Genomic DNA, 13,574 nt, shown 5'->3' on the forward strand with positions numbered 1-13,574 from the left:
TTTCCTGTTATATTTGCGAACAAATTTAGAAAGAGTGCAAACTAAAACAGACGTGAAGACGAAATTCACCAAAGAGACATATCTGTACTGGTATGAATTGATGCTTTTGCTGCGCCGCTTTGAAGAAAAGACAGGCCAATTGTACGGTATGCAGAAAATTCGTGGCTTTTGTCATTTGTACATAGGTCAGGAGGCAATTGCTGCAGGTGCAATGACAGCGACCAAGCCGGAGGACAAGTTCATTACTGCGTATCGCGACCACGCGTTGGCGATTGCAAAAGGTATTTCTGCTAAGGCTTGTATGGCGGAACTGTATGGTAAAGCGACGGGTTGTTCAAAAGGAAAGGGAGGCAGTATGCACTTTTTCTCCAAAGAACATGGGTTCTTCGGAGGACATGGTATTGTGGGTGCTCAGATAGGAACCGGTGCTGGTCTGGCATTGGCTGAGCAGTACAGAGGAACCGACAACGTAGTATTATGTTTCTTCGGAGACGGTGCTGCGCGTCAGGGGATGCTGCATGAAACTTTCAACATGGCGATGACCTGGAAACTGCCGGTTATTTTCATTTGCGAAAACAACATGTACGCCATGGGTACTTCAGTAGAACGTACCTCCAATGTATTGGATATCTATAAACTGGCAGACGCGTACGAAATGCCGGCTGACTCCATCGACGGTATGAGCTGCGAAGCTGTACACGACGGCGTGGACAGAGCGGTAAAACGTGCCCGCGAGGCAGGTGGTCCTACCTTGTTGGAAATCAAAACCTACCGTTATCGTGGCCACTCTATGAGTGATCCTGCGAAATACCGTACCAAGGAAGAACTGGAAGAGTATAAAGAAAAAGATCCGATCAATGAAGTATTGAAAGTGATCAAGAAAAATAAATGGGCTACCGAACAGGAAATTGAAGCCATCAACGAACGTGTGAAGATCGAAGTGGAAGAATGTGTTACTTTCGCGGAAGAATCTCCATGGCCTTCTGATGACGAACTGTTGAAAGACGTGTACGTTCAGGAAGACTATCCGTTCATTGTTGACTAAAGCGTTTAGCCGTTAGCTGTTAGCTTTTGGTGGTTTGTAATACATCATTGCACAAACTGCCAGAAGCTAACAGCTAATGGTATATTGTTGATACCTATTAAATAACCAAGCAACTACAATTACTGATTAAAATGGCAGAAACAAAAGATAAAGCCACCACACCGCAACCTGCAACTAATTTTGATCTGGAAACGTCTATGCACAGAGCAGAAGACTTTTTCGCCAGGAATAAGAATGTTATCACTATTGCACTGGTGGCAGTAGTAGTTGTTGTAGGTGGTTTCTTCGCCTATAACCGTTTTGTAAAACAGCCGAATGAAAACAAAGCACAGGAAATGGTTTTCCATGCGCAGAACTACTTCGCGGTAGATTCATTCAAACTGGCACTGAACGGCGATGGTAATAACTATGGATTCTTACAGGTGGTAAACAAATACGGTGGTACCAAAGCTGGTAACCTGGCTAAATACAGCGCCGGTGTATGTTACATCCGTCTGGGAGAATACCAGAAAGGTATCGATATGCTGAAAGACTTCTCCTCTGATGACCTGCTGTTGCAACCAACCGCGTATGGTTTGTCCGGAGATGCCTACATGGAACTGAATAAAGTGAACGAAGGCATTGAAGCTTACAAAAAAGCCGGTCACTATAACGATAACGAACTGACTGCTCCCGTGTACCTGTTCCGTGCAGGACTGGCCCTGGAAAAAGCGGGTAAAGCACAGGATGCGGTAGTTATCTATAAAGAAATCAAAGAAAAATTCCCTCTCTCCAACGAAGGCCGTGAAATGGACAAGTACCTGGCGAGACTGGGAGATGTGAAAAATTAATCACGAATCAGGCAGTAAGCATTACGGATGATTCAACGGTTAGCGATGAGCGTTCGTAATGCTTGATGACTGGTGATGTTTTAATCCGAAACTATGTCTGAGCACAATAAAAGCTTATTAAATGATGCTGGCATTCTCAACCTGGAGGATGCCAGTGTTGTTATGGTATATACAGAATGGAATGATACCATCGTCAACGAACTGGTAGCCGGCTCCGAAAAAGCCCTTGCACAATATAAAGTCACCAGGTCCAATAAAATAATTGTACCCGGTGCATTTGAATTACCATTTGCCTGTAAGCAATACTGGGAAGCCACCAAAGGCACCGGAAAACAGCCTGGCGCTATTATTGCTTTCGGTTGTGTGATCCGCGGAGAAACCCCGCATTTTGATTATGTATGTAAAGCCGTAACAGAAGGTATCCTGCAATTGAACCTGGAGCTGCCTGTTCCTGTTATATTTGGTATTCTTACAGTAGACAACGAACAACAAGCACTTGACCGGCTTGGCGGTGCACACGGTCATAAAGGAGAAGAAGCTGCTATTACAGCCCTTAAAATGATTGCACTGCAAAGAAGCCTGGCCGGTCGCTAAAGGAAGAACCGATAGAGCTATAAGCTATGGATGTAGCGGGAATGGTGTTTAGTGTAAAGTATAAAGCCGGTATCCACTCCAATAGCTTCGTGCTTTGAGCTAAAACGATTAAGATGAATGTACAGTTATTTATACCGTGTTTTGTAGACCAGTTGTTTCCCGAAACAGCCTTCAACATGGTAAAAGTGTTGGAGAAGCTGGGATGTAATGTAATGTATAATACAGAACAAACCTGTTGCGGACAACCAGCCTACAATGCAGGTTATCAGGATGAATGTCGCAGTGTAGCCACGAAATTTGTAAAAGATTTTAAAACACTGGATTATATTGTTGCTCCCAGTGGGTCATGTACCGGGTTTGTGCGCAATTATTACAGCAAATTGTTTGATAACTCCGCTGCACATAATGATGTGAAACAACTCAAAAGAAACCTTTACGAGTTTACCGAATTTCTGACAGATGTGTTGCATGTAACAGATCTGGGCGCTACCCTCAATGGCGTAGGTACCTATCATGATGCCTGCGGCGCACTGCGCGAATGCGGTATCAAGACAGGCCCCCGGAAACTGCTGGAAAAAGTAAAGGGACTGGAAATAAAGGAAATGAATGACTGCGAAGTATGTTGTGGCTTCGGAGGTACCTTCTCCGTTAAGTTTGAACCTATCTCCATGGGAATGGGCGAGCAGAAAGTAACCAATGCTGTCAACAGCGGCGCAGACTATCTCATCTCTACAGATCTTTCTTGTCTGATGCACCTGGATGGTTATATCCGTAAACACGGCACGCAGATTAAAGTGATGCACATCGCAGATGTACTGGCCAGTGGCTGGTAAGTGACTGCCGCTATAATTTTTTGATCCGGCAATGGCCGTGCGTCAGCGCTGCCCGGGATACAAAAGATTTTCAAATCTCAAAATTTCAAACATGAATTACTGGCTGGTGAAATCCGAACCATTTAAATATTCCTGGGAACAGTTTGTAAAAGATAAAGTGACCTTCTGGGATGGGGTACGCAACTACCAGGCGCGCAATAATCTCCGGGGCATGAAGAAAGGCGACCAGGTGCTGTTTTACCACAGCAATGAAGGCATGGAAATCGTAGGCCTGGCCACCGTTGCCAAAGAAGCCTATCAGGACCCTACCACACCGGATCCTAACTGGGTAGTAGTGGATCTGAAACCTTTGAAGCCTTTCAAACAGCCGGTTACCCTGGCACAGATGAAAGCAGAAAAACAGTTGGCGAATCTCTCGCTGATCCGTCAGGGACGCTTGTCTGTGTGCAATGTAACACCCGAAGAATTTGAGGTGATTATGGAAATGGGAAAGATGAAATAATTATTCCTGCTTTTAACTTATACTTACGCATTATACAGGGGATATAGGGAGATAAAAAAATCATCTTCCGGTTATCTTCCGTATAATGCGTACTACTTTAATAACAATACCAGACTCCAAAAAAAGTTAATCAGATGAAACCAATATTAGTCGTGCTCACCGGCGCCGGTATCAGTGCAGAAAGTGGGTTGCGTACCTTCCGGGATTCCGATGGACTGTGGGAAGGATATGATGTATACGAAGTGGCCAGTCCGCAGGGATGGCAGAGAAACCCCGGCCTGGTGCAGGATTTTTACAACAGCCGCCGCAGGGATGTGAAAGCTGCAGCACCCAATGCCGCACACACCGGCCTGGCGAAGCTGGAAGAACAATATGATGTGCGCATCATTACCCAAAACATCGACGACCTGCATGAACGCGGGGGCTCCAGTCATGTGATACACTTGCACGGAGAGATTTTTAAAATGCGCAGTGTAAAAAACGAACGGGTTATCTACGACATACAGGAGGATATTAACATGGGGGATCTGGCTGCAGACGGCGGACAACTGCGGCCGCATATTGTGTGGTTCGGGGAGGCCGTGCCCATGATTGAAACGGCGTTGAAAGAAGTTAGAAAAGCAGATGTGTTTGTGGTGATTGGTACTTCCCTGCAGGTATATCCGGCAGCGAATCTGGTGCAGTATGTAAAGCCCGGCGCGTCGATGTTTATCATTGACCGGAAAATACCGGATATCACGGCGGAAGGTACATTACATTGTATTGAAAAACCGGCGACGGAAGGAGTAGCTGAATTGTTGTCGCTGCTGTTGAAATAAATAAAAAAACCTCCCTGTTACAACAGGGAGGTATCACAAAGCCTTCTCTCCGACGAGTTCTTCACAGGAAAACTAATGTCTTGCAACTGCTTACTCAAAGCTCTCTTCGAATCTGATATCGTATTCTTCCAGTTCTTTTAATACCGGGTTATAGATTTCCGGCATTACTGGTATTTGCAGTCCCGTAAGGGTAACTTTATCCTGTAGTATCAATTTGGCCATAATACCCAGTGGAAGACCTACCGTTTTGGCCATGGCGGTACGTATATTATCTTCTCCCAGTGTGATCATGTAGCTATGCATCCGGGTGGCCATGTTGCGTCTTTCAAACTCAATTTCATGCATCATGACAATCATGTCTTTATCGGCCGGTTCCATCTTCAGTTTGTTTTCAACCAGGAACTGCAGGATGGTAGCATTGGTTTGCTCTCCTAAATTTATAACATCTGTGCTTAATAACCCCAGAAATTTCAGCTGCCGGATCACTTTTGACTTTACGCTTACACCAAGGGCCAGGGCGAGCTGTTCTTCGGTGGTGTTTTCCGTACCGGCCTCCAGCTGTTGGGTAGCCCACTGATGGAAGGTCAGCTGTTCTGTTTGTATTTTATGGGTGTCGTTGGTGAGGCCCAGTTTTATCAGGGCATTCCAGCCTTCGCAAAAGTCCGGGAAGCGGAGGGTAGCCCGCATGAAGGTGGCAATATCTTCCAGCTTATAGGCGGCCATATAGCCCAGCGAATCGCGGTTGGGATAGTAGGCCAGTTTGCCCAGGCCAGGCACCTGTATGGTTTTGGAATGATCGAATAATTGTTCGTACTGCAGTTCCTTTACTTTCCCTTTTTCTCTGTAGGTAGCGCCCGAACTACCTGCCAGTACTATATTGCGGGCATTCCACGATACTTTATACTGCCAGGGATTATCAATGCTGTCGGGGGCTATCAGGCCGCCGCAGTAGGATTTGAAAGAGAAGATCTGGCCGCCTTTTTTCTCGATGGAATGAATGAGTTTCATGGCCGACATATGGTCGATACCGGGATCGAGCCCCATTTCATACATAAAGAGCAGGCCGGCTTTTTCAATGTCAGCTTGCAGTTTACGCACTTCCGGATCAATATAGGAGGCGGTAAGCAGGTTTTTGTTGAATTGCAGACAGTCTTTCGCAACAATAATATGTAAATGGGGAGGGAGGAGGGAAATCACCAGGTCTGTTTCGGTGAATAGTTGCTGCCGGGCAGCCTGATCTTTGATGTCCAGTGCAACGGGTGTTGCATAATACGATTTTCCGATCTTTGATTTAATGAGTATCAGATCATGATCTGCCACCGTTATATGCCACTTTTGTCTTGGAGCGTTTGCCAGCAGATAATCTATCAGACTGGTGGCCGACTTTCCGGCGCCAAACAACAGTATATTCTTCATAGTATGCTTTGGAAAAGTGGTTAAGATTCTGGGAAATAACAGCTTCTAAGATATTTATGTTCGAAATTTCACCCCCATTTGGATTTCTTCGGACACTATATATATTTTCCGTTGCTCCCATGCATTGATTTCCAGCGTGTTAAAAACAAATACTTTGCCAATATTTATTTTCTAATATATTATTGAATCCGCACATATTGCAGATAAAATAAAAATAGTGATGATAATATTATAACGCAGGAAGCAGATAAATGGTTGTTCTTCATTTAAAATATTAATCATATATCGATCCTGCTATATAAACGATTATCCCTATGGCCTTTTTTATTCACATTTATTGATTTTTAGGCCGGAATAAGGCCCGAAATGGCTATATTTGCCCCTATCTGTTTTGAGCAGAAAAAACTGTAAATCAACACACAAAAATGACAGAGCATACGGAAAATCAGCAGGAAGGTAGAATTGTCCAGATCAATATCGAGGAGCAAATGAAAACGGCCTACATAGATTACTCTATGTCCGTGATCGTAGGCCGTGCCTTGCCCGATGTGAGAGATGGTTTGAAACCTGTACACCGCCGCGTTTTATTCGGTATGAATGAACTGGGTAACCACAGTAACAAACCCTACAAGAAATCAGCGCGTATCGTGGGAGAGGTAATGGGTAAGTATCACCCGCACGGGGATGCTTCCATTTATGATACCATTGTACGTCTGGCGCAGCCCTGGAGCATGCGTTATCCCATGGTAGACGGTCAGGGTAACTTCGGTTCGGTAGATGGCGATATGCCGGCAGCGATGCGTTACACGGAGATCCGCCTGCAGAAGATCGCAGAAGCTATGCTGGAAGACATTGAAAAAGAAACGGTAGACTTTTCCAACAACTTCGATGATACCCTCGAAGAACCAACGGTATTGCCTACACGTATTCCCAATCTGCTGGTAAACGGTGCATCCGGTATCGCAGTAGGTATGGCTACCAACATCATGCCGCACAACCTCAGTGAAGTGGTGGATGGTTGTATTGCCTATATCGATAACAGGGAAATTACCATAGAAGAACTGATCAAACACGTAAAAGCCCCCGACTTTCCAACCGGAGGTGTTATCTATGGTTTTGAAGGCGTAAAACAAGGCTTTGAAACTGGTCGTGGCAGGGTAGTAGTACGTGGTAAAATCAACTCTGAAACCGCTAAAAACGGCCGTGAAAAACTGGTGATCTATGAACTGCCTTACCAGATCAACAAGGCGGTACTGCACCAGAAAATTGCACAGCTGGTAAATGATAAAATCATTGAAGGTATTTCCGATGTACGGGACGAAAGTGACCGTGAAGGTATGCGCCTGGTGATTGATCTGAAAAGAGAAGCTATCTCCAATGTGATCATCAACCAGTTATTTAAATATTCCGAGCTGCAGACTTCTTACGGTATCAATAACGTGGCGCTGGTAAAAGGCCGTCCGCGTATCCTGAACCTGAAAGATATGATCGCCGAGTTCATCGACTTCCGTCACGAAGTGATTGTAAGAAGAACCCGTTTTGATCTGCGTAAAGCGGAAGAAAAGGCCCACATCCTCGCTGGTTATCTGATAGCACTGGATCACCTGGATAAGGTTATTGCCCTGATCCGTGCCGCCAGCACACCAGAAGTAGCAAAAGAAGGACTGATGAGCGAATTCGGTCTCTCCGAAGTACAATCCAAAGCCATCCTGGAATTGCGTTTACAACGTTTAACCGGTATGGAACGCGATAAGATCCGCGCAGAATATGATGAAATCATGCAGCTCATTGCTTACCTGAAAGATGTGTTGAATGACGAAGCACTGCGTATGAGGATCATCAAAGACGAACTGGAAGAAGTGAAAAAGAAATTCGGAGACGAACGTAAAACCGAAATCCAGTATCTCGCCAGCGAAATGAGAATCGAAGATATCATCGCAGAAGAAGATGTGGTTATTACCATTTCTCACCTGGGTTATATCAAACGTACTTCTGCCTACGATTACCGTCAGCAGAAACGCGGTGGCCGCGGCGCTATTGGTGGCCGTACAAGGGATGAAGACTATATCGAACACCTGTTTGTTGCCTCTACGCACCATACTATGCTGTTCTTTACAGAAAAAGGCCGTTGTTACTGGCTGAAAGTATACGAAATTCCGGATGGAGAGAAGAGCGGTAAAGGCCGTGCTATCCAGAATATGATACAACTGCCGGCGGATGATAAAATCCGTGCAATTATCGATATCAAAGACCTGAGTGATAAAGATTTCATCAATAACCATTATATTGTACTTTGTACCAAGAAAGGTATCATCAAGAAAACGATGGTGGAAGAGTTCTCCCGCCCGCGTCAGAATGGTGTAAACGCTATTACGATCAATGAAGGCGATCAGCTGCTGGAAGCCAAACTGACAACCGGCGACAGCCAGATCATGATGGCTATCCAAAGTGGCCGCGCGATCCGCTTCCCGGAAGTAACCGTGCGTGATACCGGTCGTGGCGCCATTGGTGTAAGAGGTATTGAAGTAGATAGTGAGAAAGATGAAGTGGTTGGTATGGTTTGTGTAAACAAGGAAGACGAGGCCCGTACCATCCTGGTAGTTTCCGAAAAAGGTTACGGTAAACGTACCAATATCGAAGAATACCGTATCACCAACAGAGGTGGTAAAGGGGTGAAAACGATCAATATCACCGAGAAAACCGGTAACCTGATCGCCGTCCTGGATGTAACGGAAAAACACGATCTGATGATCACCTGTAAGTCAGGTATCACCATACGTATGGCGGTAGCAGATATCCGTGAGGCAGGACGTGCCACACAGGGTGTTCGGCTGATCCGTCTGGACGACAACGATGAAATTGCTGCTGTAGCCCGCCTGGATGAACAGGAAGAAGAAGTAATCCACGATGAAGAAGGTGCTGAAGGCGCAGAAGGAACCGCTGCTATCACAGATGCAACGGATGAAAATACCCCTGCTGCCGATGATGAAACCACACCTGATGCCAACGCCGCGGATGAAGACAGTGAAGCATAGAAAATAACCTGTACACAACGGGTCTGATAAACGATCCGTTGTGTATGTCTGATAAAAAAATACAACCAGCTATTAGTGGTAACTATATTCCTGGTTGTATTATTTTTATTGGTACACCATACTCTTTAATAATCAGCAACTAAAAAAAAACTCGACATGAAAAAACTATTGGTATCTCTTCTATTTTGCACGACAGGAGTGTCGGTGATGGCTCAGCGCGCAAAAGTTAGTAGTGCAGATGAGAACCTGAAGAAACAAGACCTGGAAAAAGCAAAGGCAGACATTGACGCGGCATTACAGCATGATAAAACCAAAAACGATGGCAGAACATGGCTCGTAGATGGTAAGATCCTGGAAGCCATGGGTACTAAACAAAAAAGTGCAGCGCTGGCAATGGAAGCATATGCTGCTTTCAAAAAAGCCCTGGAACTGGATCCTAAAATGAAGGAAGCAGTATTGGAAATGCCTCAGCCTTTATTCAACGTATATGCTACTGTAGCTAACGCTGGTTATGGATACCTGAATGAACAGAAATGGGATTCTTCTCTCGTAAATTTCAAACATGCGTTTGAAGTAGCGGATTTCTACAACACCAAAGAACTGGGTGGTAACATCCCTACAGATACTGCACTGACTTTCTACGTTGGTTACGCTGCCAGCCAGGCTGGTAAAAAAGATGACGCTTTCACCTACATGAAAAAAGCAGCTGATCTGCAGTTCAAAGGTGAACCGGCATTATACGTAATCCTGGGTCAGTTGTATGAAGAAAAAGGCGACCAGGCTAACTGGCTGAAAACAATCGAACAAGGTAAAGCTTTATTCCCTAAGGATAAACGCTTCAGCGATATGGAAATGGCATTCTACAGCAAAACCGGTAAAACCAATGAGTTACTGTCTATGCTGGAAAAGAAAATGCAGGAAAATCCAAACGACCAGGCAGCTTTGCTGGACTACGCTATCCGTGTAGACAACCTGGCCAATCCACGCGATGATAAAGGTAACGACGCGCCTAAACCGGCTAACTACGAAGAAATGATCGGTAAAGCAGAAGGTGCCTATAAAAAAGCCATCGAACTGAATCCTGCTGATGCTACCGCTAACTTCCAGCTGGGTGCACTGTACTTCAACCGCGCAGTAGTTTTCAACAAACAACTGAATGAACTGGACAGCAAACAACAAACTTCTGCCAAAGCAAAAGAACTGCAAGGTAAAGTGGAAGGTCTGATGAACCAGGCATTGCCTTTCTTCGAAAAAGCAGATGCCAGCTTCACTGCTAAAGCCAGCAGCCTGGATCAGGGCGACAGACAAACCTACGAAAGCTGTCTGTATGCTTTACAGAAGATCTACGCCATCAAAAACAACAACGCTAAAGTAGAAGAGGTAAAGAAGAAATTGGATAGCCTGAAATAATAAGCAGTAGTTTTTATATTACTGGTTACGCATTGTGCCATAGAAAGCAGCGAAGTCTCTTCGCAACTTTTCCGGCACAATGCGTATTTTTTTGTCTTCCTGACACTTAAACTTTGCGGGCATCCGGATGTATATTTATTGATCTCCGGGAAAATAAATAATACGTGTCCATACCCTTTATGGGAGCGCTTATCCGGTGTTTGCCTGCATCACTCCATCCCCTCATGACAACGGATGATCCTGCGTAAAAATGTACCTGGTTTTTATCTCCCCAATACAAATATCTCCCCTTAAAAAAGTAAATAATCAATAGCCTGTTATACTTGTTTTTGTTGCTGGCAAGTGATGGGTAGCTGCTGGCCGCGAGAGGGGCTGGAAGGGGCTTGAAATAGGGTTGCCGGCATCATCACAGCAGCGCGAAAGATGCCTGTAAAATAGAATCCCGTCTGACCTGCGGCCGGACGGGATTTTAACTCAAACGTTGTATGGTTGCAATTATGCTTTAACAGCAGGAGTAGCACCTTTAGCTTTTTTAGCAGGAGCTTTCTTAGCTGTAGTATCAGCAGCAGGAGCTTTAGTTTCAGTTTTTTGTTTTTCTTTTTTTGCAGGTTTAGCAGCAGGAGCTTGTGCAAAAGAAGCAGCAGAAATGCTCATTACAACTACAGCGGCGATCAGGCTTTTTTTCATGATAATGTCTTTTTAAATGATTAGGTGAATAATGTGTTGTTTGATAATTGTAGCGTAAAATTAAAGCAGGAGCAGGCGCGGTGAAGAGATGTTTCGGTGAATAAGGAATTACTGTCGTTGAACAGGGGAAAAGTGGCGGTAACAAGCTGCCATATGTGTGCAGTGAAATTATAACAGGAGATGGATCGCTTCCTGAATAGCCTGTAAACACAACTGTTTCAGCGTATTGAACTGTTCTATGGCTGCTTCCTGATGGAAATCATTTTCAGGTATGCCTTCCAGCTTATCCAATACTGGATAGAGATGTGTTTCCAATCCGATAAAAGACACGGTTGTTTTAAGGTTATGGGCGGTAGCCCTGATCATGGCAATGTTGGCGGTTTGTACGGCTTTTTTCAACAGCGAAAGATCTTCCGGCAGCTGCGCCACAAACTGCGTGAGCATGGCCTTTTCGAAGCTTTCATCCCCTTTCGATAATTCATGCAGATACTGCATGCTGATCAGCTGCTGGAAGCCGTTTTCGGCTGTCAGCTGGTAGAGGGGCAGGGGTTGTTCCCGGGGGGCAAACTTACCGGTGTACACCTGAATCATATGATACAGTTCTTCTTCGCGGATAGGTTTGGAAATATATTCGTTCATCCCGAAGTGCAAACATTTTTCACGTTCTCCGGCCATGGCATGTGCGGTCATGGCAATAACAGGGATATTGGAATGCCGTTCCTGCCGGATGGCCTGCACGGCTGTATAGCCGTCCATTTCAGGCATTTGTATATCCATCAGTACGAGGTCGTAATGTTGTTTGTCCAGCTCCTGCAGCACTTCTTTACCATTGTTAACGACCTTGTATTGCAGTTGCCAGTTGCTCAGCAGATGCCGGAGCAGGTTTTGGTTCATGATATTATCTTCTGCTACGAGCAGCCGTGCATCCGGATGGAGCGGCAGCTGGCCGTTTTCGGTATAAAAAGGATCGCCGTTTTCCAGAATAGATTCTCCCAGTGTATAAGGCAGCTCCACTTTGAAAATAGCACCTTCACCGGGTTTGCTTTCTGCGGTAATCACACCATGCTGTAACTCCACGAGTTGTTTCGCAATGGTAAGACCCAGACCAGTACCGCCGTATTTACGGGTGGTAGAAGGTTCTGCCTGATTAAACCGGTCGAAGATGGTAGCCAGTTTGGAAGAGGCAATACCGATACCCGTATCTGTAACGGTGAACAATATACGAACAGCGTTGCTTTCCTGCCACGTTGGGGTTACCTGTACATCTACCTTACCTTCCGGTGTAAACTTAATGGCGTTGCTAATCAGATTGATCAGCACCTGTGTCAGCCGCATGACATCACCATATAAAATATCCGGTGTTTGTTCTGTGATACGGATGGAGAGCTGTAGTTTTTTTTCGGCTGCTTTCGGCTGAAACATCGTATCGAGGGTATGCAGCACACTACGCAGACTGAAAGCCGTTGGCTCTATACGCATCATACCGGATTCTATCTTCGAGATGTCGAGGATATCGTTGATGATTTCCAGCAGATTTTTACCGGCATTTTCAATCGCGCCTACATATTCTTTCGATTTATGATTGAGGGGTTGCGCCTGTAGCAGATGCGTGAAGCCCAATACGGCATTCATCGGGGTGCGGATTTCGTGGCTCATGTTGGCCAGGAATTGTTCCTTGATAGCAGCCAGTTTTTTTTCCTGTTGCTGCGACTCATCGAGGGCATCTATCAGTTGCTCCTGCTGATGAATACGACTGGTGATATAAAGGAAAGCCAGCAGGCTGGTTAGGCAGGCAAATAAAACGAGGATGGTACCCCAGCTCTGTGCTTTTTGTCCGCTGCTGTCGATGAGATGGGTGGTTCTGTTGACCTCTGTCTGCCGCGTGGTATCCAGCTGGTGCAGGATGCCGGTGATGGCTTCCCCGAGCCTTTTACCCCGGTGGTTGTTGATCAGTCTTTCTGCCGCCCATTTCCCTTTACTGTAGAAGGTATCCAGCACCTGCATGTTGAACGTGTTTTTTTCGTCCACGAGGTAGTTCAGCTGGGTAAGCAGTTTTTCGGTACTATCGTTTTTAATGATTTTGTTAATCTCTTTCAGATCAGCCTTGATGATGGCAATGTCGGCTTCAATGCCGGTAATATGCAGGGTATCCTGGGAGATGACCGTTCCGCGCACTTTACTGTCGGTTTTGGCCATATTGGTTTGCAGCTTCTGTAACTCATTTTTGACGTTGAGTTCCTGTAGCAGCTGTTCATTCCCGGAAATCAGTTTGCGGATGTTTTTGGCAGAATTAAACTGCAGCACAATAAAGAGGATCATACCTGTGATGAACAGGCCCAACAGGTAGTATTTAATTCTTTTAGGCTGCATACGTACTTAATAAAACACTACGTCAAGTTACGAT

The 13,574-nt window shown here is 45.3% G+C and carries 11 protein-coding genes; 8 read left to right on the forward strand and 3 right to left on the reverse strand.

The genetic code is table 11. The features are described 5' to 3' along the window. Positions 1-52: 52 nt before the first annotated feature. From pdhA to OL444_RS19415, 6 genes are all read left to right on the forward strand, one after another. Entirely contained in the window at positions 53-1,045 is a 993-nt protein-coding gene (gene pdhA / locus OL444_RS19390) for a pyruvate dehydrogenase (acetyl-transferring) E1 component subunit alpha (protein WP_264730509.1), read from the forward strand. 131 nt (positions 1,046-1,176) lie between these two features. Continuing rightward, a complete protein-coding gene (locus tag OL444_RS19395; RefSeq protein ID WP_264730508.1) occupies positions 1,177-1,875 on the forward strand; it encodes a tetratricopeptide repeat protein in 699 nt (232 codons plus the stop codon). 93 nt (positions 1,876-1,968) lie between these two features. Beyond that, positions 1,969-2,469, forward strand: coding sequence for a 6,7-dimethyl-8-ribityllumazine synthase (gene ribH, locus OL444_RS19400; protein ID WP_264730506.1), 501 nt, complete (start codon positions 1,969-1,971; stop codon positions 2,467-2,469). A gap of 113 nt (positions 2,470-2,582) precedes the next feature. Next, complete coding sequence (locus OL444_RS19405; protein WP_264730505.1) at positions 2,583-3,302, forward strand: (Fe-S)-binding protein; 720 nt, start codon at positions 2,583-2,585, stop codon at positions 3,300-3,302. 91 nt (positions 3,303-3,393) lie between these two features. Beyond that, positions 3,394-3,804, forward strand: coding sequence for an EVE domain-containing protein (locus OL444_RS19410; RefSeq protein ID WP_264730504.1), 411 nt, complete (start codon positions 3,394-3,396; stop codon positions 3,802-3,804). A 134-nt stretch (positions 3,805-3,938) separates the two neighbouring features. Next, the gene (locus OL444_RS19415) at positions 3,939-4,622 is read left to right on the forward strand and encodes an SIR2 family NAD-dependent protein deacylase (protein WP_264730503.1); all 684 of its coding nucleotides are present in this window, start codon (positions 3,939-3,941) and stop codon (positions 4,620-4,622) included. A 90-nt stretch (positions 4,623-4,712) separates the two neighbouring features. Here the strand turns inward: OL444_RS19415 and OL444_RS19420 are convergent, their stop codons facing one another. Beyond that, complete coding sequence (locus tag OL444_RS19420; protein ID WP_264730502.1) at positions 4,713-6,038, reverse strand: saccharopine dehydrogenase C-terminal domain-containing protein; 1,326 nt, start codon at positions 6,036-6,038, stop codon at positions 4,713-4,715. A 425-nt stretch (positions 6,039-6,463) separates the two neighbouring features. Between OL444_RS19420 and gyrA the strand changes: the two genes are divergently transcribed. Together gyrA and OL444_RS19430 are read left to right on the forward strand one after the other, a co-directional pair. Beyond that, on the forward strand, positions 6,464-9,073 hold the full coding sequence (gene gyrA / locus OL444_RS19425; protein ID WP_264730501.1) for a DNA gyrase subunit A: 2,610 nt from the start codon (positions 6,464-6,466) through the stop codon (positions 9,071-9,073). A 156-nt stretch (positions 9,074-9,229) separates the two neighbouring features. Next, entirely contained in the window at positions 9,230-10,483 is a 1,254-nt protein-coding gene (locus OL444_RS19430) for a tetratricopeptide repeat protein (RefSeq protein ID WP_264730499.1), read from the forward strand. Between the two features lie 495 nt (positions 10,484-10,978). Here OL444_RS19430 and OL444_RS19435 read toward each other — a convergent pair whose 3' ends face one another. Next, a complete protein-coding gene (locus tag OL444_RS19435; protein ID WP_264730497.1) occupies positions 10,979-11,170 on the reverse strand; it encodes a hypothetical protein in 192 nt (63 codons plus the stop codon). A gap of 168 nt (positions 11,171-11,338) precedes the next feature. After that, positions 11,339-13,540 carry a response regulator gene (locus OL444_RS19440; RefSeq protein ID WP_264730496.1) on the reverse strand — a complete coding sequence of 734 codons (2,202 nt, stop codon included), beginning with the start codon at positions 13,538-13,540 and terminating at the stop codon, positions 11,339-11,341. Positions 13,541-13,574 lie beyond the last annotated feature (34 nt).

This window comes from Chitinophaga nivalis (assembly GCF_025989125.1).
In the GTDB taxonomy this organism is placed as follows: domain Bacteria; phylum Bacteroidota; class Bacteroidia; order Chitinophagales; family Chitinophagaceae; genus Chitinophaga; species Chitinophaga nivalis.

Excerpts from the sequence above, each read along its gene's own strand:
- OL444_RS19395 (WP_264730508.1), top strand. The coding sequence starts at position 1,177 with ATGGCAGAAACAAAAGATAAAGCCACCACACCGCAACCTGCAACTAAT.
- ribH (WP_264730506.1), top strand. The coding sequence starts at position 1,969 with ATGTCTGAGCACAATAAAAGCTTATTAAATGATGCTGGCATTCTCAAC.
- OL444_RS19405 (WP_264730505.1), top strand. The coding sequence starts at position 2,583 with ATGAATGTACAGTTATTTATACCGTGTTTTGTAGACCAGTTGTTTCCC.
- OL444_RS19410 (WP_264730504.1), top strand. The coding sequence starts at position 3,394 with ATGAATTACTGGCTGGTGAAATCCGAACCATTTAAATATTCCTGGGAA.
- OL444_RS19415 (WP_264730503.1), top strand. The coding sequence starts at position 3,939 with ATGAAACCAATATTAGTCGTGCTCACCGGCGCCGGTATCAGTGCAGAA.
- OL444_RS19420 (WP_264730502.1), bottom strand. The coding sequence starts at position 6,038 with ATGAAGAATATACTGTTGTTTGGCGCCGGAAAGTCGGCCACCAGTCTG.
- gyrA (WP_264730501.1), top strand. The coding sequence starts at position 6,464 with ATGACAGAGCATACGGAAAATCAGCAGGAAGGTAGAATTGTCCAGATC.
- OL444_RS19430 (WP_264730499.1), top strand. The coding sequence starts at position 9,230 with ATGAAAAAACTATTGGTATCTCTTCTATTTTGCACGACAGGAGTGTCG.
- OL444_RS19435 (WP_264730497.1), bottom strand. The coding sequence starts at position 11,170 with ATGAAAAAAAGCCTGATCGCCGCTGTAGTTGTAATGAGCATTTCTGCT.
- OL444_RS19440 (WP_264730496.1), bottom strand. The coding sequence starts at position 13,540 with ATGCAGCCTAAAAGAATTAAATACTACCTGTTGGGCCTGTTCATCACA.